We start from the raw sequence: 20,802 nt of genomic DNA on the forward strand, positions 1-20,802 counted from the left end.
CGTTGTAGCCGGCAATAAACCAAGAGCTCGGCGGTTGAATCTGCCGTGCTGGCCGCCTACCTTTACTTTTCTACTCCCTTTCTCTTTATGAAGAAGCTACTATTTACCTTGCTGGGCGCCCTGCTGACCCTCAGCGCGGCCCAAGCCCAGGTGGGCATCAAAGGCGGCCTGAACGCGGCCGTGCTCGACGGCCAGGATATCAACCAGAAAACCGATTACCAGTTCACCTACCACGCGGGGCTGTTCTACGTCTACAACGTGGTGGGGCCGCTGTCCATCCGGCCCGAGCTGTTGTATTCCGTGCAGGGCTCCGAGTTTAAAAATGCCCAGGAAGACTACGCCACCAAGCTACAGTACGTGAACCTGCCCATCCTGCTCGACCTCAAAATCAGCAAGCTGCACCTGCAGGCCGGCCCGCAGTTTGGGCTCCTGCTCACGGCTCAGGAAGCCGGCACCGTGGTCACAGGTTACGATTTCACCACTTCGCCGCCCACGCCCACCGGCTACGGGAAGGTAAGCGGACAGGTGAAAGACAAATACAACGACAAGGACTTCAGCCTCTGCGCCGGCCTGGAGCTGGAGCTGGTGGCCGGGCTGCGCGTGGGTGGCCGCTTCAACGCCGGCCTCACCGACATTGCCGACTACAAAGACGTACGCAGCGCCAACGATGCCCGCCTCAAAAACCGTGTAATTCAGGCCTACGCTGCGTTTCAGCTGGGTAAGTAATTTCTTGAGTTTTAATATAGCAAAAGCCCCATCGAATGGTTCGACGGGGCTTTTGTTATAATGACTACGCTGGCTATACGGCGTCGGAGAGGCTAGTGAAGGTGAAGTCCCGAATCTTCAGCGGGGGCACCAAGTTGCCACCAAGGCGCTGGGGCTTGCCCATGGCTTCAATGTTGTTGAGCATGATGATGGGCGACTCGTTGAAGCGGAAGTTCTTGATGGGGTGCTTGATCTTGCCGTTCTCGATGTAGAACGTGCCGTCCCGGGTCAGGCCCGTCACCAACAAGGTCTGCGGATCCACGTCGCGGATGTACCAGAGGCGGGTGACGAGGATGCCCTTGGCCGTGCCCTTGATCATTTCTTCCAGGCTCTGCGTGCCGCCTTCCATGATGAAGTTGCCGGAAAAGGCCGTGGCCTCGGCCTTGCTTTTCTCGGCCCAATAGCGGGAGTAGTACAGGTTCTTCACCACGCCTTTCTCTATCCAAGGCATGCGCTTGACGGGCAGGCCCTCCCCATCGAACACGCTGCCGGGGGCTTGGTCATTGAGCGGGTCGGAGTAGATGGTCACGCGGGAGTCGAAGAGCTTTTCGCCTTTCTTGGTGCCGCCGCCTTTCTTGCTCAGGAAGGAGCGGCCCTCGTCGGCCTCGCGGGCATCAAGGGCGTACACCAGGCGGTTGAGCAGGCCTTCATCCGACACCAGCGCCGCCGGCTCCAGAATCACGGTGTACTTGCCCGGCTCCAGGGCCTTGGCATTCACCGAGCCCGCGGCCTTATCGGCGGCGCGCTTGGTAAGAGCTTTGGCGTCGAAGGCCTTTACGTCGGTGAAGTCGGCCACGGCGTAGCCCGAGCCCTTACCATCGGGGGTGCGCACCGTCACCGAAAAATCAACGTTGGTGCTTTGCTCGTAGGCTTCGAGTCCTTTGCTGTTGCGCAGGGCCGTAAAGCTGGCGCCATCCTCCAGGAAGCCTGCTGCCGTGAGCTTACGGGCCTCGCACATCGTGATGCTGTCGGCGGCGGCCTGGGCGCGCACGTCGGGCGTGATGGCGGCGGTGCTGGCCGCATAAGCCTTCGGTACTAGGTATTGCTGCGGGCCCAGCATGGCTACGTACTCGGGGTCTTCGGGGGCCAGGCGGGCAATTTCCTCGGCCCGCTGCACGCAGCGGCGCAGGGTCGCGTCGTCGAACTGATTGCAGGTGGCCGTGCCGCTGCGCTTGCCAAAGCGCGACTCTACGGCTAGGGACACGTTGTCGGACTGGCCGGCGGTGCTTACCGTGTTGCGGGCGTAGCGGATGTTGCCACTGGTGCGCCCACGCAGGGTGGCGGCGCACTCATCGGCCTGCGAATAGCTCAGCACCTTTTTCAGGATAGCCTGAGCTTCATCTTGGGAAAGTATGGGCATCGTCGTTGAATGTGCTAATGTGTTGGGGATGTGGGAAATGTGGGGGATGTGGGAAATGTGGAAAATGTGTTGGAAGTGTGCTGATCTGGAGGCATGTGCTGAGGTACTAATGGTCGTTCTTGCATTAGCACATTTTCCACACTCTTCCACCTTAGCACATTATCCATTGGCTTTGCTGGTCAGGATGATGCGGGCCAGCAGGTGTCTTACCTGTTGCTGGGTATCCAATACCTGCGGTGGCGGGCTTGGGTAATTTGGGGCCTTCTCGCACAGAAGCAACCAATAGTCGGTTTCCTCTGCTTCCTTGGCGGCTATTTTGCATTTGTGAATGAAGTCGGCCCGGCTTTCGGCGTGCTGAGCTTCTCGCACACTGGCTCCGATGGAGGTAGCGCTACGCAGCACCTGCTGAGCCAGTATGAAGCGCCGCTGCTTTTCCAGTTCCTCCACAAATTCCATCACCTGTAACGAAAGCTCCAGGGTCAAGCGAACAACCGGGTTATCCACCGCATCTGCCATTGTCAGGAATCGATCAGCCAAGCCACATTTGCCATATCTCTCACATTCTACACATTAAATTTTCCGGGCGGTATTGATGACGTTCACGCCGTTGAAGCGGGTGGTGCTGGAGCCGTGGCTCACGGCCGACACTTGCCCGGGCTGGCCCTTGCCATCGAAGAAAGTGCCCAGGAAGCGGTAGTCCGACTGGTCGCAGATGGCCGCGCAGCTACCCCAGAACTCCTGGGTGTTGGCCTGGTAGGCTACATCTTCAATCATCCCGGCAATTTTGCCTTTCTCAATGGCGTAGAACACCTTACCCCCGAACTGGAAGTTGTAGCGTTGCTGGTCGATGGAGTAGGAGCCCTCCCCGGCAATGTAGATGCCCTTATCCACGTTCTTGATCATGTCGTCCACGCTCAGCTTGGCGGTGCCGGGGCGCAGGCTGATGTTGGGCATGCGCTGAAACTGCACGCTGCTCCAGGAGTCGGCGTAGCAGCACCCGTCCGATTCCTGCTGACCTACCACGTGCGCCTGGTCCCGGATTTTCTGGTAGTTCACCAGCTGCCCGTCCTTGATGATGTCCCACTCCTTGGTTTTCACGCCCTCGTCGTCGTAGCCCACCGCGCCCAGGGTGCCGGGCTGCAGCTTGTCGGCCACAATGTTCACCAGCTTGGAGCCATAGGGCTGACCTTTGGCTTTCCAGTCAAGGGTGGCGAAGGAAGTGCCGGCGTAGTTGGCTTCGTAGCCCAGCACCCGGTCCAGCTCGGTGGGGTGCCCTACCGATTCGTGGATGGTGAGGCCCAAATGGCTGGGGTCCAGCACGAGGTCGTACTTGCCGGGCGTTACGGATTTGGCCGTCAGCTTCTCCTTGGCCTGCTTGGCGGCCAGGGCCGCATCTTCCAGCATATCGTAGCGCTGCTTGTAGCCGATGACGCCGGTTCCCTGCGGACCCATCAGCTTGTCGCTGGCGCGGGGCGTGAGGTACTCGTAGCCCAGGCCCATGGGCGAGGCCATGGCGTCGCGGGAACGGAACTTGCCGGTGGCGCGGTCAATAACTGTGACGTTGAACGTGGGCCAGATGCGGTGCACGTCCTGGTCGATGTAGGAGCCGTCGGTGCTGGCGAAGTACTTCTGCTCATTTACCTGGAACAGCGCAGAGTTGACGTAGCTGGCGCCGTTGTCCAGGGCCTTGGCGTTGGCGGCTAGCAGCAGATCCACCTTCTCCTTCACCGGCACCTCGAAAGCGTTGCGCTCAATGGGCGTTTTCCAGCTCACTTCCCCGTAGCCTTTCTGCGCGGCCAGCTTCACCGGTTCCTTCTGCACGCGCTGGTTAGCCTTAGCAATGGCAGCAGCGTTTTTGGCGGCCTGCACAATGCCCGCTTCCGTGACAAGGTTGGTGGAAGCAAAGCCCCAGGCTCCGTTCACCAAAGCCCGCACGCCCACCCCGAAGCTCTCGGTGCTGGTAATGTTCTGCACCTGTTTTTCGCGGGTAAACACGTACTGGTTGAGGTAGCGCCCGATGCGCACATCAGCGTAGGAAGCCCCCGCCGATTTGGCGGCGTTCAGAGCGGCGTCGGCCAAGCGCTTTTTCAGGGCCGGGTCGATGGTTTCGAGCAACTGCTCGGGGTTTACCAGCACGCCGCCCATGCCGGGCAGGCTCGGTAAGAACAGCGCCCCGGTAGCTAAGCCCGTGAGGCCAACAAAATCTCGTCTTTTCAAAGTGGTAGGGGTTGGGGAGTGGAAGAGAAACGCGTGGGCAAGGGCAAAATGGCCGCCCGGCTAAGCAGAGAGAAATAGCGGGGCCGCGGTTGCCTGAATATTCAAAAAACAAGTCAGAACCCAATAAAAAAACCCGTTTGCTCGCACAAACGGGTTTTTGATGGCCCTTACACCGCGTCGGAAAGGCTGGTGAAGGTAAAGTCCCGAATCTTGAGCGGGGGCACCAGGTTGCCCGCCACGCGCTGGGGCTTGCCCAACGCCTCCAGGTTGTTGAGCATGATAATGGGTGACTCGTTGAAGCGGAAGTTCTTGATGGGGTGCTTGATTTTCCCGTTCTCGATGTAGAACGTGCCGTCCCGCGTTAGGCCGGTGTACAGCAGGGTCTGTGGGTCTACGGGGCGGATGTACCAGAGCCGGGTGACTAGGATGCCTTTGGCCGTGCCCTTGATCATCTCCTCCAGGCTCTGCGTACCGCCTTCCATGATGAAGCCGCCGGGAGGGGGCAGATCCGGAATGCCTTGCTTCTGGGCCCAGAAGCGGGAAGAGTACAGGTTTTTGACCACGCCTTTTTCCACCCAGGTGGTTTTCTGGCGGGGGCGTCCGTCGCCGGCAAAGGTGAGGTCCGCAATTTCGGGGTGGGTGGGGTCGGAGTAGATGGTTACCCGCTCGTCGAAGAGCTTTTCGCCTTTCTTGTTGCCGCCGCCCTTCTTGCTCAGAAACGAGCGGCCTTCGTCGGCGGAGCGGGCATCCATGGCACTCATCATGGCGCCCAGCAGCGAGGCGTCGGAGTTGGCAACCAGGGCGGCCGGCTCCAGAATCACGGTGTACTTGCCCGGCTCCAGCGCTTTGGCCTGCCGCGACATGGCCGCTTTATCGGCGGCGGTTTTGGCCAGGCTGGCGGCGTCGAACTTGCTGGCGTCGTTGTAGTCGGCCGTGGCGTAGCCGGAGCCCGTGCCGTCGGGGGTGCGCACCGTAATGCTGAAGGTGAGGTCGGTAGCCTGCTGGTAAGCTTCCAGTCCTTTGTTGTTGCGCTTGGCTACAAAGCCGGCCGAGTCTTCGAGGAAGGCGGCCGAGGACAGCTTGCGCTGCTCGCACAGCTGCAAGGTAGCCGCCATCTGCTGGGCGCGGTAGTCGGGCGTGATGCCAGCCGTGCTTTGGGCAAACGACAGCGGCGACGCCAGGTACTGCTGCGGGCCGAGCAGGGGCACGTAGTCGGGGTTTTCGGGGGCCAAGCGGGCAATTTCCTCGGCCCGCTGCACGCAGCGGCGCAAGGTCGCGTCATCGAACTCGTTGCAGGTGGCTACGCCGCTGCGCTTACCAAACCGCGACTCTACGGCCAGGGACACGTTGTCGAGGGCGCCACTGGTGCTGATGGCGTTGCGGGCCGAGCGCACGTTGCCGCCGGTGGTGCCGTTCAGCGTCGCCTCGCACTCGTCGGCGGTGCTAAAGCTGAGGACCTTTTTAAGTATGTTCTGGGCTTCGTCTTTGGAGAGAATAGCCATGTATTTAATGTGCTGATGTGGTGGAATGTGGAGAATGTGAGAAATGCGTTGATATGCTAACAATGGTTTGATTAGCACATTCAACCACATTTCTCACATTATCCGCATTAAATTTTCCGGGCAGTATTGATGACGTTCACGCCGTTGAAGCGGGTGGTGCTGGAGCCGTGGCTCACGGCCGACACCTGGCTGGGCTGGCCCTTGCCATCGAAGAAGGAGCCAAACATGCGGTAGTCGGACTGGTCGCAGATGGCCGCGCAGGAGTTCCAGAATTCCTGGGTATTAGCCTGGTAGGCCACATCCTCAATCATGCCCGTGATTTTGCCTTTCTCGATGGCGTGGAACGTGGTGCCGCCGAACTGGAAGTTGTAGCGCTGCTGGTCGATGGAGAACGAGCCGCGGCCGGCAATGTAGATGCCCTTGTCCACGTTCTTGATCATGTCGTCCACGCTCATCTTTTGCTTGCCGGGTTGCAGGCTGATGTTGGCCATGCGCTGGAACTGCACATCCTGCCACGACTGCGCGTAGCAGCACCCATCGGAGTGGTCCTGGCCTACCATGGCGGCCTGGTCCCGAATCTTCTGGTAGTCTACCAGCTGACCCTCCTTAATGATGTCCCACTGGCCCGTTTTCACGCCCTCGTCGTCGTAGCCCACCGCGCCCAGGGAGCCGGGCTGGGTTTTGTCGGCCACGATGTTCACGATTTTGGAGCCGTAGGGCTTGCCCTGCTTTTTCCACTCCAGGGTAGCGAAGGAGGTGCCGGCGTAGTTGGCTTCGTAGCCCAGCACCCGGTCCAGCTCGGTGGCGTGGCCCACGCTTTCGTGGATGGTCAGACCCAGGTGGTTGGGGTCCAGCACGAGGTCGTACTTGCCGGGCGTCACGCTCTTGGCGGTGAGCTTTTCTTTGGCCTGCTTGGCGGCCAGCGCCGCGTCTTCCAGGATGTCGTAGCTGTTTTTATAGCCCGTGAGGCCCGAGCCAGCGGGGCCGGCAATTTTATCCTGCGCTTTGGGCACCATGTACTCGTATCCCAGGCCCATGGGCGAGCTAAGCGCCTCCCGGGTGCGGAACTTGCCGCTGGCGCGGTCTACGGCCGTCACACTGAACGTGGGCCAGATGCGGTGCACGTCCTGGTCGATGTACGAGCCGTCGGTGCTGGCAAAGTACTTCTGCTCGTTTACCTGAAACAGCGCGGAGTTAACGAACGAGGCGCCGTTTTCAAGGGCTTTGGCGTTGGCCGACAACAGCAGGTCCACTTTCTGGGCAATGGGCACCTCAAAGGCACTTTGCACGATGGGCGTTTTCCAGCTTACTTCGCCGTAGCCTTTCTGTGGAGCCAGCTTCACTTGTTCCTTCTGCACTTTGGCGTTGGCCTTGGCAATGGCTACAGCCAACTGCGCCGCTTTGGCCAGGCCAGCTTCCGTCACGGTGTTGGTGGCCGCAAAGCCCCAGGTGCCGTTGGCAATAACCCGCACGCCAGCCCCGAAGCTTTCCCCGCTGGCAATGTTCTGCACCTGCTTTTCGCGGGTAAAAATGCTTTGATTCAGGTAGCGCCCGATGCGCACGTCGGCATAGGAAGCCCCCGCCGATTTAGCCGCGTTCAGGGCCGAGTCGGCCAGGCGTTTTTTTACGGCGGGGTCCACGGTTTCGAGCAGCCGCTCGGGGTGCACCAGAGTGCCGCCCAGGCTGGGGAAGCCGGGCAGGAACAGAGCCCCGGTCGCCAGACCGGTCAGCCCTACAAAGTCGCGTCGTTTCAAGCAGGTAAAAGTTTAGGGAAATAGGCCAAAGAATGGGTGAATGTAGGCAAAGGACGAAAGGAACATCGGATAGATGCACCGCCATTACCGCTAAAATTCGGGCATGATTTACCGCACCAACGCCAGCAGGTCGGCCGCAATAGTGGGCCAGGGCTGGGCCAGGTTGATGGTGACGATGCGCACTGGGTGCCCGCCCAGGGTGTAGCGCAGGTCTACCTCTTGCTCGGCGGCCGGATACAGCAGTACGCCCTCCAGCTGCTGGCCCGGCAGCGGCCGCTGGTTCTGGAGGTAGGCGTAGAGCTGGTAGAGGTGGGGCGTAATCAGCCGCTGCTGGTCGTAGCGGGTGCGCAGGGCCGCAGCGTAGTACTTGGTGTCGAGGATAATTTTGCGGTCCGGAGCTTCCAGGCTGGTGTCGGTAATCATGCTGGGCAGCAGGGCCAGGTGCTCGGGCTGGTCGGCGGCGGCCTGCCAGGCAATGGTTTCACTCTGCACGCGGTAGCGGCGCTGCTCGAGCCGGTAGAAGTTGCGCACAAACTGCTCGAAGAGCTTTGCCATCACCACCTCGTCGCGCCGGAAGTCCCGGAAACGGGGGCGTCCACCCGCCGTAGGCTCCGGCAGCTGGCTGAGGTGCAGCAGCTCACAGATGTTGAGCAGCATGGCACCTGTGCCCGTGGGCCGCTGCCGCCGGGCCTGCCGCAGCGTATCGTTAGTCAACTGCAGCGGCATAATATCCGCGGGAAACTGGCGCTGCACCCGGCGTAGCTCCTGGCGCAGGCTGCCCGGTATTCGAGCGGTACGGCCCAATTCCCGGACTGTGCCCAGCAGCAGGCCGTGTAGTAGACCATCGTAGCCCAGCTCATCATAGCGGCAGACGGCCCGGCCCCGGGGCAACAGGTTACGCGTGAGGCTGGGCGCCAGCAGCACCCGCCCGCGCAGCTCCGGCAGTTCGGCTTCCCGCTCCTGGTACGCTGGTGGCAGCCCCGCCCGCAAATACCGCCGCAGGTGTAGCAGGAGCAAATGCCCCAGCAGCTCCACCGGCCGCTCAAAATCCTGCCCATCCGCCGTCAGCAGCGCATGGCGCTCCGGCAGCCGGTTCCAGGCGTAGCTGAGCAGGTAGTACAGGTTTTGGATCGGGACCACGGATTCGCGCGGATTAGTCGGATTTCACGGATTTTGCGGACAACATCGCCTGAAACACTCCGGCCGGGCTAAGCCAGTAGCCGTCGTCGGGCAGCCGTGGCTTTGGTCGGCTCATCGAGCCAGTACTCTGCAAGCAGGGGCGCAATTTCCTGTTCCAGAATGAGGCGTAGCCAGGCGGGGTGTTCCTGCGGCTGAGCTGGGGGCTGGCAGAAGTAGCTGTGGCCGATGCGGAAATCCACACCTAGGTCGGGGTCGTCGGCTATGGTTTGATTGAGCTCCGTCAGGCGGGTGGCTATCTGCTGGATGATTTCCGCTCCCATGCCCTGCCGGCGCAGAAACTCCTGAAACGCGGGCCCAAACTCCGGCTCCAGCTCCACGAAAGCAAACCGCCGCCGCAGGGCATAATCCAGGGGCGTGAGCGACCGGTCAGCCGTGTTCATGGTACCGATGACGTACAGGTTTTCGGGCACGTAGAAGTGGGTGCCCGCGGGGGCGTAGGGCAAGGCCACCGCGTGGGCCGGGCCGCGCTTATCGGCTTCCAGCAGCAGCAGCAGCTCCCCGAAGATGCGGCTCACGTTGCCTCGGTTCAGCTCGTCAATCAGCAGAAAATAGGGCCGTGTGGGGTCCTGGGTGGCCCGGCGACAGAGCTGGACCAGCAGGCCGTCGGTGAGGCGGAACTTGCCGCCGGCGTCGGGCCGGAAGCCCTGCACAAAGTCCTCGTAGCTGTAACTGGGGTGAAACTGCACCAGCTCCGTGCGGGCCGCGTCCTGAGTACCCAGCTCCAGCCAGGCCAGGCGGCGGGCCAGAAACGTTTTGCCGGTGCCGGGCGGGCCCTGCAAGAGTAGGTTCTTGCGTCTTCGGAGTCCGGCCAGGGCCGCATCCAGCTTTTGGGGAGCCAGAAATACTTCCTGCTCGGCCTGATGCCGCGTGTAAGTCGGACTGGAGCCATAGGTTGCGGCGGGCTCGCCGACTATGGCCCCCTTGGCGGCCCGGAGCGGCTGCCGGCTTGGCCGGCCAGTGTAGAGGTCAGCAAGTTGCTCCTGGGCGGCCACGTCTCCGTCCAGGGAGGAGTTGGCCAAGGTAGGCCGCTTGGTGGTGATGGTGAAGTCCAGCTTTTCGAGCAGGCGGTTGGTGGGCGCCCCGCTGCCGAGCGGCCACGTCGCCGTAGCGTCGTCGGTAGCCAAGCGGTAGGCCAGCTGGGCCACGGCTCGCGGCGGGTAGCGCCGGCCCCGGTATACAAGGTCATAGACGGTGCTGGGTGGGAGCGGCTGGTCGTCGCGCTCCAGCTGCCGCAGGGCGCGCAGTACCTGCTGGCGGGTGAGTAGGGGAGGCGAGGTAGATGAGGACATTAGGGGGAAAGTACGCGCAAAACACCGCTACGGCCAAATAAGTGGCTGGGGCACCCCTCTATTGCGGGGCACCGAACAACCAGCACACTGCTTATCAGCGGTAGCAGCTTGTCGAGCATACCCTATAAGTTATCATTAATTTATTTTGTATAGTACCTTGTATTGCATAATAGTATTTTTATATTTGCTCTATGCTGGCTGGGTTGCTGGCCTGTGGAAGTCATTCATGGAATCTTTGCCATGCGCTTGCCGCCTTTTCTGCTTTCTTTGCCCGACTTTTTTTCTCTTCCCCACTCTATGAAAACAACCCTTACCGCCTTTGCCTGCTTTCTAAGCACCCTGGGCCTGGCTCAAACCCCCGCTCCGGCCCCTAGCGCGCCGGAATCACCTTACCGCGCTTCGGCCACGAAAGTGAACAACCTGGTGCATACCAAGCTGGATGTGGGCTTCGACTACGCCAAGCGCCACCTCAACGGCAAAGCCTGGCTGACGCTCAAACCCCACGCCTACGCCACCGATTCTCTGCGTCTCGATGCCAAAGGCATGGACATCAAAACGGTGGCCTTAGTGAATGGCGACCAGCAACAGCCCCTGAAGTACGACTACGCCGACCAGCAGAACCTGCGCATCAACCTGGGCAAGACGATAGCGCCCGGCACGGCCTACACCGTGTACATCGAGTACACGGCCAAGCCCGATGAGCTGAAAGTGAAAGGCTCCCAGGCTATTACCGATGCCAAGGGCCTGTACTTCATCAACCCCGACAGCGCTGTGGCCGGCAAGCCCGTGCAGATCTGGACCCAGGGCGAGACCGAGGCGTCTTCGGTGTGGTTCCCCACCATCGACCGGCCCAACCAGAAAACCACGTCCGAAATCAGCATGACGGTGCCCAGCAAGTACGTGACGCTGAGCAATGGTGCCCTCGTAAGCCAGAAACCGGCCGGTGCGGGCCTACGCACCGACACCTGGAAAATGGATTTGCCCCACGCGCCCTACCTGTTTATGATGGCCGTGGGTGACTTCCGCATCACCAAGGACACCTGGCGCGGCAAGGACGTGACGTACTACCTGGAGCCCAAGTACGCGCCCTTTGCCAAGCAGATCTTCGGCAACACCACCGACATGCTGGAGTTTTTCTCCACCCGCCTGGGCGTGGAGTATCCCTGGAACAAGTACGCCCAGATTGTGGTGCGCGACTACGTGAGCGGGGCCATGGAAAATACCTCGGCTACCCTGCACGGGGACTTCCTGCAGAAAACCGACCGGCAGCTCCTGGACCGCGAATACCAGACCGAGTCGGTTATTGCCCACGAGCTGTTTCACCAGTGGTTTGGCGACTACGTGACGGCCGAAAGCTGGAGCAACCTGACGGTAAACGAAAGCTTCGCCGACTTCTCCGAGGGCCTGTACGCCGAGCACAAGTACGGAGCCGATGCCGCCGACTCGCACAACCACCGCAACCTGCGTAATTATCTGCGCAGCCCCAAGGATGCCCAGAAGCACCTCGTTCGCTTCCACTACGACGACAAGGAGGACATGTTTGACCTGGTGAGCTACCAGAAGGGCGGCGCCATTCTGGACATGCTGCGCACCTACCTCGGCGACGATGTATTCTTTGGTGGTCTGCAGAAATATCTGCAAGACAATAAGTTTGGTAACGGTGAAGCCCACCAGCTGCGCCTGGCGCTGGAAGCCGTGTCGGGCCAGGACCTGAACTGGTTTTTCAACCAATGGTACTTCAGCACGGGCCACCCCGTAGTAAGCATCGACTACGCCTGGGATGCTGCCAAGAAAGTGCAGTCCGTCACGCTCAAGCAAAATCAGCCCGGCCAGGTGTTTCAGCTGCCCATGGCCATCGACTACTGGGTGAACGGCAAGCCCCAGCGCCAGCGTGTGATGATGACCCAGGCCAGCCAGACCTTCACCATGCCTCTGGCCTCCAAGCCCGATCTGGTGGACGTGGATGCCGAGAAAACCCTGGTGTGGCAGCAGACCGACAACAAGCCCCTGGCTGAGTTTGCCTACCAGTATGAGCACGCCCCGCTCTACGTAGCGCGCCGCGAGGCCCTGCTGGCCGCCGAGTCCAAGCAAACCACCGATGCCGCCGCCCGCAAGCTGCTGGTAGCCGGCCTCAACGACAAGTTCAACAACCTGCGGATGGTAGCGGCCGAGCGCCTCAAGCTTGACAACAAGGAGGTAGCCAAGCTGGCAGCCCCGGCTCTGCGCAAGCGCCTGAGCGTGGAGAAAGACCCGGTGGCCACGGCTAGCCTACTCACGGTTCTGGCTAAGCTGGGGGATAAAAAGGACGAAAAGATCTTCACGCAGCAGCTCAAGGCGCAGTCGTACGCCGTGCAAGGGGCCGCGCTGAAAGGCCTGGGCAACGTAAACGCCAAAGCAGCCCTGGCCAAAGCCAAGGAGTTAGAAGCCAGCGACGAAGCCAGCATCAGTCAGGCCGTGGCCGGGGTATATAGCCAGCACGGCGGCGACGCCCAGTGGAACTTTGTGCGGACCCGCTTCGACGCGGCCAGTGAGCAGGAGCGGTTTGGCTACTTCGAAGGCATGGGTGCCATGCTCACCCGCCTCAGCGAGCCGAAAGCCTTTGCCGAAGACGTGGAGCGTCTCCGCGGCCTGGGCGTGAAATACAAGCAGTACGGCGCCGATGAGCCCATTATTGGCATGCTGCAGGCAGCCATCAAAGCTCAGGAAGGCAAGCCCAACGCTGCTGTCAATAAGCCCGTAGCCGAAAAGGCCATTGCCGATATTCAGGCCGCAAAGTAGCGTGACCTGAAAGCAAAAAAAACGGCCCCGCAATCCTTGGAATGCGGGGCCGTTTTGTTTTTGAGTACGGTGCGGTTACCGCTGTGGGTCGTGGGCTTTATCGGGCGTTATGGTTTTGCCCTTGTTGGTGTCCTGGTTGGTATTGGGGCGCTGATCTTCCTGCTTTTTGCGGGCTGGATCATCGTGCTGGGGAGTTTTAGGAACGTTGGTAGCAGGCATGGCCGTAGTCAGTTACGAAGTGAAACCATAGGGGCTTGTACGCAGGCCGGGAGGCCACGGGCGGGTTGCCCAAAATGATGCACGCTCGTCTGTGCCGAGAAACTTGGCTATTCCACCGTGTGCGCCCGTCGGATGCCGAGCTTCTTCATGCGTGCCTCCAGGGTTTTGGCATTGATGTCCAACAGGACGGCCGCGCCCTGGGGGCCACTCACGCGGCCACCCGTTTGGTGCAGGGCGGCCAGGATATGGTCGCGCTCCTGCTCCCGCAGGGTTTTGAGCGGACCGGGCACGGGGGCCGCCACCGGCACTGCCGCGGCTGCATTGGCCGAAAAACCCGCAAACTCTAACGACGGCCCAGTAGAAGCAATAACGGCCCGCTCCACCACGTGCTCCAGCTCCCGAATGTTGCCCGGCCACGGGTAGCGCTGCAGCGCCTTGAGGTCGCGGGGGCGGAGGGTACGCACGGGGCGGCCCAGCTTCTTGGTGAACCGCTCCAGAAAGTGGCGCACCAGAGGCTCCACGTCCTCAGGCCGCTCCCGCAGGGCAGGTAAGTGAATCGGGAACACGTCGAGGCGGTAATAGAGGTCGGCGCGGAAGCGGCCAGCGGCTACTTCCTCCTCCAGCACGCGGTTGGTGGCGGCTAGCACCCGCACGTTGGTATGAATGACGCGCCGTCCGCCAATACGCTCAAACTCCTTTTCCTGCAGCACCCGCAGCAGCTTGGCCTGCAAATCGAGGGGCAGCTCCCCAATTTCATCCAGGAAAATGGTGCCGCCGTCGGCCAGCTCAAACTTGCCGATGCGCCGGTCGTGGGCCCCCGTAAAAGCACCTTTTTCGTGCCCAAAAAGCTCACTTTCTATCAACTGAGCCGGTAGGGCCGCGCAGTTGATCTTTACCAGGGCCCGCTCCTTGCGGGGGGAGAAGTTGTGCAGGGCCCGGGCTACCAGCTCTTTGCCGGTGCCGGTTTCACCGGTGATGAGCACGGTGCTGTCGGTGGGGGCTACCTGCTCCACGCGCCGGAACACTTGCTGCATGCTGGGGCTGCCGCCCACAAAGTCGCCGAAGCGGGCGGCGGCCGTGGTGTTGATTTCGTCGATGAGGTAGGTTCGCTCCCGCTCCAGCTGGGTGCGCAGGGCTTCAATCTGCTCAAAGGCCAGCACGTTCTGAATAGCCAGCCGCACCTGGGGCACGAGCGTCAGAATGAGCTCTAGCATCTCCGGGGTGAAGGCCAGCGGCTGGTGACTGGCCATGATGAGGGCCGCGGTTTGCTCATCGCCCAGGTCGAGAGGCGTACACAGCAGGGACTGTGTGCCGCGCCGCTCCCGAATGTAGCGCAGCATGGTGTAGCGCTCGGCCAGGGCGTCGAAGTCGGCCCCCACGTACACACCCGGCCGCATAAACAGCTCGGCCGCACCTAGCTTGGCCTCCTCAAAGTCGGGCACGTCGTCCCAGCGGTTTTCCTCAAGGGCGGCGAAAGTGCCATCGGGCTGCTTTACTAACTCTGCAAAGGCCCGGATGGGCGAATCAGGCAGGCGCAGGCGCACCCCGAAAAAGTCGCAGGGCACTACCTGGTTGATTTCGGTAGCTATGGTACGGAACAGCTCGCCTCGGTCTTTAATGCTGAGCAGGGCGTTGTTGAGGGCTAGCTGCATGGTTTTTTCCTGCTCCCGGCGGGCTATGTCCTCGAAAGCCAGCGTGTTGGTGACGGCCACCGCCACCAGGCTGCCAATCTTTTCCAGCAGGTCCACGTCGTTGGGGGCAAACTCTGGTCGGCGCCGGGCTACCAGGGAAAGCAGCCCGATGAGCTGCCCGCCCGTGCGCAGAGGCACTACCACGAAGTAACGCATGCCTTTATCGAGCAGGGCGCAGAAGGGCTGATACTGCGGAAACTGTTCAATCAGCTCCTGCAAATCGTACTGGTGCAGGCGCGGCTGGCGGACGAACAGCTCGACGGGCGTGCCCTCAATAAGGCCACGCGTAGTTTTGGCGCCACTGGCATCAGTCTGTTCGGGCAGCAGTATCTCCCCCAGGTAGTCGCGCAGAAACACGCGGCGGTACTGGTGCTCGGAGTCGAAAGTGAGAATGGTAATAGCATCGAAGGGGAAGATCAGCCGCAGCTTTTCCGTGACGGTGCGAAACAGCGTCTCCTTGTTGCGGGTCGTGGCAATGGCGTCGTTCAGGTACAGCAGGAGCGAATCGTCTTGGTCGGGCATGTTTTCCTCAAATAGCAGGAGATGATAATAGGAAATCCTGAAATATCAGGAACAACTCCTGCCTGCTCGCAATGTTTTTCATTATCGGGATTAAAATAAAAATGCCGTTTTTGAACCATTGAACCACATTTTGTAAAGAATTTTTAATCCGCGTAACCACTTGGCACAGGCTTGGGTACTAGCAGCACGACCTTCATCAGGCATACTCTATGTTCTCTCGCTTCACTTTAGCCGTACCGTTCTTGTCCTTGCTGGGGCTGCTTGGCAGCCAGGCTGCCTACGCGCAGCAGGGCCCGGTACTTTCCGACTCGCTGACGTTGGATGGCACTATTCGCTCGGTGCTTGATGCCAACCCCGCCATAACCTCGCTGGAAGAAGAGGTAAATGCTGCTACCAGCCGCGTGCAGCAAACCCGCGGGGGCTTCCTGCCCCAGGTTACGGGCACGGCCACCTACACCCGCATCGACCCCGTGGTGAAACTGCAACTCGCGCCCGATGCCCCGGTTTTCCAGTTGGCCCCCAACAACAACTACGACGCACACCTCACCCTGCAGTACGGCATTCTGGACTTCGGGAAAAAGGAGGCCACCTACAACCTGGCGGAAAGCCGCCGGCTGTCGGCCCAGGACCAGATAGCCGTTACGCGCCGCGACCTGGCTTATTCGGCTGCTCAGGTGTACTACAACATTCTGTTCGTGCGGGAAAGCATCAAAGTGCAGGACGCCCAGATTGCCTCCCTGCGCCAGCATGAGCGGGAAATGGCCAAGCGCGTGGAAGGCGGCGTAAGCACCCGCTTCGACGTGACGACCACCCAGGTGCGCATCACCCAGGCCGAGAATACCAAAATCGACCTGCAGAACCAGCTCAACAACCAGCAGGTGCAGCTGGCTCGCCTGCTGCACAAGCCCGAGTACGCGCAGGTTCCGGTGCGGGGCACGTTTGCCTATCAGCCCCAGGCCGTGGATGTGGAAGCCGCCCTGGCCCGGGCCACCGAAAACCGCCCCGAGGTGAAGCTGGCCCGTGATGCCGAAGCCGTAGCCGCCAACAACCTGAAGCTGGTGGAGCGGAGCAACATGCCACTGCTGGGGGTGGGCGCGCAGCTGGGCGCCAAAAATGGCTACCTGCCCAACCTCGACAAGATCCGGCCCAACTCGGTTGGAGTAGTACAGTTGTCAGTGCCTATCTACGATGGCAATAAGAACAAAAACCAGCGGGTAGAAGCGCAAGCCAACATTCGGGGAGCTCAGGCCCGCATCCAGGATACCCAGGAGCAGGTGCGCGCCGATGTGCGCCAGGCCGCCAACAACCTGCAGTCCAGCGCTGCCCGCTACGACAATGCCGTGCTGCAGGTAAACCAGGCCACCGACGCCCTCACCCGCGCCAAGGCCCGCTACCGCTACGACGTAGGCACCAACCTCGATGTACTGGATGCCGAAACTCAGCTGGCTCAGGCCCGACTGGCGCGTCTGCAGGCCATTTACAACTACACTCTCGGCCAGTACCAGCTCAAGCGCGCCACCGGCGAGCAGATATGGTAGCGGAGAAGAAGCAAGTGGGTAAACAAGCACGCTAGCCTAACCGCCGCGTTGCTCTTACCGCGCTACTACTTCACTTCTTCACCCATTTACTCCTTTGCAGTATGCACCTGTCCAAGATTCTCTGCCCGCTGGATTTCTCGGGAGCCGCCGTGCCCTTGCTGGCGTACGCAGCGGCTATGGCCGAGGCCACCGGCGCCGAGCTGTGCCTGCTGCACGTGCAGGAACCGCAGCTGGCTTTGAATGGCAGTATGCCCGTGCCCGATGCGGCCCTGGAGCTGGCCCGCTACCGGCTGCTGGCCGAACAAGCCGGCGCCCGGCGCGTAACTACGCAGCTGTGCCAGGGCGACGCCGACCGCGAAATTGTGCGGGTGGCCCAGCGCAGCGGCGCCGACCTGATTGTGATTGGGTCCCACGGCCACACCGGCCTCACCCGCTTCCTGATGGGGAATACCGCCGAACACGTCGTGCGCCATGCGCCCTGTGCTACTCTCCTCGTAAAACCCCACGGCGACGCTGCCTACCGGCAGTCGGCCTAACGCCTCAGTTTTTCTCCCAGACTTTTCACTTCAACGATTTAATACGAAATGGCAACGCAAGAACCGGTGGTAGAACGCCAAATTTCGCAGCCAGGCGGCCCCGCCCAGCCCGCCGTTCCTTCCGCCTACGAGGAAGAGCCGCAGGCTAGCTCCAAGCGGCCGATTATCATGATTATCCTGGCCCTGGTGCTGCTGGTGGGCGGCTACTTTGGCTGGCAGCGCTACCAGTTTGGCCAGACCCACGAAGAAACCGACGATGCCCAGGTAGAAGGCGACGTGTACCCGGTGCTGCCCCGCGTGGCGGGCCCCGTGCTGGAGGTGAAGGTGGAAGACAACCAGCCCGTGAAGAAGGGCGACGTACTCATCAACCTGGACCCCGCCGACTACCAGCAGCGCGTGAATGCCGCCCAGGCCGCCTTGGCCGCCGCCGAAGCCAACGTGGTAGCGGCCCGCGCCGCCGTAGGTACCGCCCAGGCCAACGTGCGCTCGGCTCAGTCGTCCATTGGGGTGAGTGACGCCAACCGCGCCCGCCTCGAAAAGGACCTGAAGCGCAGTGCTTTCCTGCGCAAGGAAGATATCATCCCACAAAGTGAATATGACGCCGTGCAGGCCAACCTGCGCGCTACCAGCGCCCAGCGCGCTACCGCCGCCGACCAGGTAGGCGTAGCCCGCCAGCAGGTAGCTGCGGCCGAGCAGCAGGTAGCCGTAGCCCAGGCCGTAGTAAAGCAGCGCCAGGCCGACCTGGAAAATGCCCAGCTACAGCTCAGCTACACTTCCCTCAAAGCTCCCGTTGATGGCATTGTAAGCAAGAAAAGCGTGCAGCCCGGCCAGGTGGTAGCGCCCGGCCAGCAGCTGCTGGGCCTGGTAGCCAGCAACCGCACCTGGGTTGTGGCCAACTTCAAGGAAACGCAGCTGGAGAATATGCAAGTAGGCCAGCCGGTGGAAGTGGAAGTGGACGCCTACCCGAACGAAGATTTTGCGGGCCATATCGAGTCGTTGTCGGCAGCTACGGGGGCGCGCTTTGCCTTGCTGCCCCCCGATAACGCCAGCGGCAACTTCGTGAAAGTAACCCAGCGCGTGCCCGTGAAAATTGCGCTCGACAAAGCTGACCCGCAGCACCCGTTGCGCGCTGGCATGAGCGTGACGGCCACCGTGAAGGTGAAATAGTCAATCAGTGGTCAGTTGCCAGTGGGCAGTTGCCGGGTCGTGCAAGCGGCCCCAACTGGCAACCAGCAGCTGACCACTGGCAACTGAAATTACATGGAAACTGGATTTACCAAGTGGATTATCGTCATCACCGTGGTGATGTGCTGCCTGCTGGAGCTCATCGACACGAGCATCGTGAACGTGGCGCTTACGCAGATGATGGGCAACCTCTCGGCCACACAGCAGGAGGTAAGCTGGGTGGTAGCCTCCTACGCCATTGCCAACGTCATTGTGATTCCCATGACGGGCTTTCTGGCCGAGCAGTTTGGGCGTAAAAACTACTACCTGTTCTCCGTCATCCTGTTCACCGTGGCCTCCATGGCTTGCGGGCAGAGCACCAACATCTGGGAGCTGGTAGCCTTCCGCTTTATTCAGGGCATTGGCGGCGGGGCCCTCATGGCTACCTCACAGGCTATTCTCATCGACACCTTTCCGCCCCAGCAGCTGGCCCTGGGCCAGGCACTATTTGGTATGGGCGTCATCATCGGTCCTACTATCGGCCCTACCCTGGGCGGCTACATCGTCGACAACTACGACTGGCCCTGGATTTTCTACGTGAACGTGCCGGTGGGCGTCATGGCAGCCATCTTCACTGTTCTCTTCATCCGCGACCCGGAGCGCATCCGCAACGCCGTGCCCCGACCGTTACGGGAAATAGACTGGGCCGGCATTGTGCTGCTGATTGTGGGCGTGGGCTCCTTGCAGTACGTGCTGGAGCAGGGCGAAAGCAAGGACTGGTTTGAAGATCAGAACATCCTGCTGTTCACGGCCCTCACCGTGATTGGGTTGGTGGGCTTTATCTGGCGGGAACTCACGGCGCGCCAGCCCATTGTGGACCTGCGGGTGCTGGGCAAAAGCCGCAACTTGGCCGTAGGCTCCTTCCTCTCCTTTATTCTGGGCTTTGGCTTGTTTGCCTCGGTCTTCGTGTTTCCCATTTTCTGCCAGCGTATCCTGGGCTTCTCGGCCGCGCAAACTGGCTACATTCTGCTGCCAGGCGCCTTGCTTTCGGGGTTCATGATGCCGGTAGTGGGCAAGTCCATTCAGGCGGGGGTGTCGCAGAAGTTCATTCTGCCTATCGGCTTCATTGTCTTCTTCATCTTCTCTTACTGGATGAGCACCCAGATTTCGCCCACGGCCGGCGAAAGTGACTTTTTCTGGCCTTTGCTGCTGCGCGGGTTTGGGCTAGCCCTGCTCTTTCTGCCCATCACCACCATGTCGTTGGCCGGGCTGAGCGGCAAGGATGCCGGGCAGGCAGCGGGCCTTACGGGTATGATCCGACAGCTGGGCGGTTCCTTCGGCGTGGCCCTGGTGGGTACGTATCTGGAGCGCACTACCATGCAAAACCGCATCGGGCTGCTGCCCAATATCTCCCTCTACGACCCCGAAACCCAACAGCGTCTGCAGGGACTGATAGCCGGCTTCATGGCCAAGGGGGCCAGCGTGCTGCAGGCGCAGCAGCAGGCCTATGCCGCGCTGGAAGGCATGGTGATGAAGCAAACCGCCCTGATAACCTACGCCCAGACTTTCCTGATGATCGGGACGTTCTTTCTGCTCTGCGTCCCGCTAATCTTTCTGATCAAACGGGCCCGGCCCGGCGAGAAGGTGGACCTGAACGCCGCGCACTAACGTGTCCTTGGCCAGTAAAAAAGACCCGGTAGCAGTAGTTGCCGGGTCTTTTTGCTGGCTGGGCAAACCTGGCTACGCAGCCTCAACCGTGGACAGCGGCGCGTCACCATCGGCGAGCGGGCCAGCCGTTGGATACCAAGCGGGCAGCAGGGACAAGGACGAGCCTACAACCACAAGAAGTAAGCGCGGCTACGGCTGCGAAAGCCGTAGCCAGCAAGTGCGCGTGGGAATACCCTCAGGCGCTGAGGTTACCACGGTAGAACAGCTCACCAGGCCATTCTGCGCGTCGCGGTACTGTATGTAGTACTCGGCATTGGTATCCAGGGGGGGACGGTCCAGGTAAGGGCTGCAGGCGTGGTGGGCCACGCATTCCCAGGGCTGGTTGCCAATGCGCCGGTATACGTCGGCGTAGTGGCCGCTGGGCGTTGGAAAATCCAGGCGCCGCCCGGCTGGCACCAGGTAGAGCGTGGGCAAAGCAGGACGAGCTGATAACATGAGGGGCAGTGTTTTGGCAAGTGCAGCAAGGAAAAGCCAGCCAGCGGGCAGAAGGCCACCAGGTAGCTAAGCTAACGATGCCCACCGCCAGTTAGCTCCCGGAT

16 protein-coding genes are annotated in these 20,802 nt (G+C 61.0%); 6 read left to right on the top strand and 10 right to left on the bottom strand.

The window, feature by feature from the left end; translation table 11 throughout:
• The first annotated feature begins 87 nt into the window (after positions 1-87).
• Positions 88-726, top strand: coding sequence for a porin family protein (locus tag HER32_RS11210; protein WP_168681932.1), 639 nt, complete (start codon positions 88-90; stop codon positions 724-726).
• Between the two features lie 73 nt (positions 727-799).
• Here the strand turns inward: HER32_RS11210 and HER32_RS11215 are convergent, their stop codons facing one another.
• From HER32_RS11215 to HER32_RS11245, 7 genes are all read right to left on the bottom strand, one after another.
• The gene (locus HER32_RS11215; protein WP_168681933.1) at positions 800-2,125 is read right to left on the bottom strand and encodes a TldD/PmbA family protein; all 1,326 of its coding nucleotides are present in this window, start codon (positions 2,123-2,125) and stop codon (positions 800-802) included.
• Between the two features lie 159 nt (positions 2,126-2,284).
• Positions 2,285-2,608 (bottom strand): four helix bundle protein, encoded by a 324-nt coding sequence (locus HER32_RS11220; protein WP_232066232.1) that lies wholly within the window; start codon positions 2,606-2,608, stop codon positions 2,285-2,287.
• Between the two features lie 87 nt (positions 2,609-2,695).
• Positions 2,696-4,342 (bottom strand): TldD/PmbA family protein, encoded by a 1,647-nt coding sequence (locus tag HER32_RS11225; RefSeq protein WP_168681935.1) that lies wholly within the window; start codon positions 4,340-4,342, stop codon positions 2,696-2,698.
• A 167-nt stretch (positions 4,343-4,509) separates the two neighbouring features.
• A complete protein-coding gene (locus HER32_RS11230; RefSeq protein ID WP_168681936.1) occupies positions 4,510-5,844 on the bottom strand; it encodes a TldD/PmbA family protein in 1,335 nt (444 codons plus the stop codon).
• 107 nt (positions 5,845-5,951) lie between these two features.
• The gene (locus HER32_RS11235; protein ID WP_168681937.1) at positions 5,952-7,598 is read right to left on the bottom strand and encodes a TldD/PmbA family protein; all 1,647 of its coding nucleotides are present in this window, start codon (positions 7,596-7,598) and stop codon (positions 5,952-5,954) included.
• Positions 7,599-7,706: 108 nt separating this feature from the next.
• On the bottom strand, positions 7,707-8,738 hold the full coding sequence (locus tag HER32_RS11240; RefSeq protein WP_168681938.1) for a 5-methylcytosine restriction system specificity protein McrC: 1,032 nt from the start codon (positions 8,736-8,738) through the stop codon (positions 7,707-7,709).
• Positions 8,739-8,806: 68 nt separating this feature from the next.
• Positions 8,807-10,087: an AAA family ATPase gene (locus HER32_RS11245; RefSeq protein WP_168681939.1), complete on the bottom strand. Its 1,281-nt coding sequence runs from the start codon at positions 10,085-10,087 to the stop codon at positions 8,807-8,809.
• 297 nt (positions 10,088-10,384) lie between these two features.
• Here HER32_RS11245 and HER32_RS11250 point away from each other — a divergent pair, with 297 nt between their 5' ends.
• Positions 10,385-12,865 carry a M1 family metallopeptidase gene (locus HER32_RS11250; RefSeq protein ID WP_168681940.1) on the top strand — a complete coding sequence of 827 codons (2,481 nt, stop codon included), beginning with the start codon at positions 10,385-10,387 and terminating at the stop codon, positions 12,863-12,865.
• A 75-nt stretch (positions 12,866-12,940) separates the two neighbouring features.
• Here HER32_RS11250 and HER32_RS11255 read toward each other — a convergent pair whose 3' ends face one another.
• Positions 12,941-13,084 (bottom strand): hypothetical protein, encoded by a 144-nt coding sequence (locus HER32_RS11255; RefSeq protein WP_168681941.1) that lies wholly within the window; start codon positions 13,082-13,084, stop codon positions 12,941-12,943.
• A 107-nt stretch (positions 13,085-13,191) separates the two neighbouring features.
• The gene (locus HER32_RS11260; RefSeq protein WP_149071063.1) at positions 13,192-15,297 is read right to left on the bottom strand and encodes a sigma 54-interacting transcriptional regulator; all 2,106 of its coding nucleotides are present in this window, start codon (positions 15,295-15,297) and stop codon (positions 13,192-13,194) included.
• 209 nt (positions 15,298-15,506) lie between these two features.
• On the opposite strand from HER32_RS11260, the gene HER32_RS11265 reads away from it, so the two are divergent.
• From HER32_RS11265 to HER32_RS11280, 4 genes are all read left to right on the top strand, one after another.
• Positions 15,507-16,835: a TolC family protein gene (locus HER32_RS11265; protein ID WP_168681942.1), complete on the top strand. Its 1,329-nt coding sequence runs from the start codon at positions 15,507-15,509 to the stop codon at positions 16,833-16,835.
• A gap of 101 nt (positions 16,836-16,936) precedes the next feature.
• Complete coding sequence (locus HER32_RS11270; protein WP_149071065.1) at positions 16,937-17,371, top strand: universal stress protein; 435 nt, start codon at positions 16,937-16,939, stop codon at positions 17,369-17,371.
• Between the two features lie 48 nt (positions 17,372-17,419).
• Positions 17,420-18,538, top strand: a complete 1,119-nt coding sequence (locus HER32_RS11275) for an HlyD family secretion protein (protein ID WP_187632081.1) — start codon at positions 17,420-17,422, stop codon at positions 18,536-18,538.
• 93 nt (positions 18,539-18,631) lie between these two features.
• The gene (locus HER32_RS11280; RefSeq protein ID WP_149071066.1) at positions 18,632-20,203 is read left to right on the top strand and encodes a DHA2 family efflux MFS transporter permease subunit; all 1,572 of its coding nucleotides are present in this window, start codon (positions 18,632-18,634) and stop codon (positions 20,201-20,203) included.
• Positions 20,204-20,392: 189 nt separating this feature from the next.
• Here the strand turns inward: HER32_RS11280 and HER32_RS11285 are convergent, their stop codons facing one another.
• Positions 20,393-20,677 carry a hypothetical protein gene (locus tag HER32_RS11285; protein WP_168681943.1) on the bottom strand — a complete coding sequence of 95 codons (285 nt, stop codon included), beginning with the start codon at positions 20,675-20,677 and terminating at the stop codon, positions 20,393-20,395.
• Between the last annotated feature and the right edge of the window lie 125 nt (positions 20,678-20,802).

The sequence above is a fragment of the Hymenobacter sp. BT18 genome (assembly GCF_012273015.1).
Classification (GTDB): Bacteria; Bacteroidota; Bacteroidia; order Cytophagales; family Hymenobacteraceae; genus Hymenobacter; species Hymenobacter lutimineralis.

Bases quoted from the DNA above. Each gene is read 5' to 3' on its own strand.
- HER32_RS11275 (WP_187632081.1), top strand. From the start codon at position 17,420: ATGGCAACGCAAGAACCGGTGGTAGAACGCCAAATTTCGCAGCCAGGC.
- HER32_RS11265 (WP_168681942.1), top strand. From the start codon at position 15,507: ATGTTCTCTCGCTTCACTTTAGCCGTACCGTTCTTGTCCTTGCTGGGG.
- HER32_RS11270 (WP_149071065.1), top strand. From the start codon at position 16,937: ATGCACCTGTCCAAGATTCTCTGCCCGCTGGATTTCTCGGGAGCCGCC.
- HER32_RS11245 (WP_168681939.1), bottom strand. From the start codon at position 10,087: ATGTCCTCATCTACCTCGCCTCCCCTACTCACCCGCCAGCAGGTACTG.
- HER32_RS11280 (WP_149071066.1), top strand. From the start codon at position 18,632: ATGGAAACTGGATTTACCAAGTGGATTATCGTCATCACCGTGGTGATG.
- HER32_RS11230 (WP_168681936.1), bottom strand. From the start codon at position 5,844: ATGGCTATTCTCTCCAAAGACGAAGCCCAGAACATACTTAAAAAGGTC.
- HER32_RS11250 (WP_168681940.1), top strand. From the start codon at position 10,385: ATGAAAACAACCCTTACCGCCTTTGCCTGCTTTCTAAGCACCCTGGGC.
- HER32_RS11260 (WP_149071063.1), bottom strand. From the start codon at position 15,297: ATGCCCGACCAAGACGATTCGCTCCTGCTGTACCTGAACGACGCCATT.
- HER32_RS11215 (WP_168681933.1), bottom strand. From the start codon at position 2,125: ATGCCCATACTTTCCCAAGATGAAGCTCAGGCTATCCTGAAAAAGGTG.
- HER32_RS11255 (WP_168681941.1), bottom strand. From the start codon at position 13,084: ATGCCTGCTACCAACGTTCCTAAAACTCCCCAGCACGATGATCCAGCC.
- HER32_RS11210 (WP_168681932.1), top strand. From the start codon at position 88: ATGAAGAAGCTACTATTTACCTTGCTGGGCGCCCTGCTGACCCTCAGC.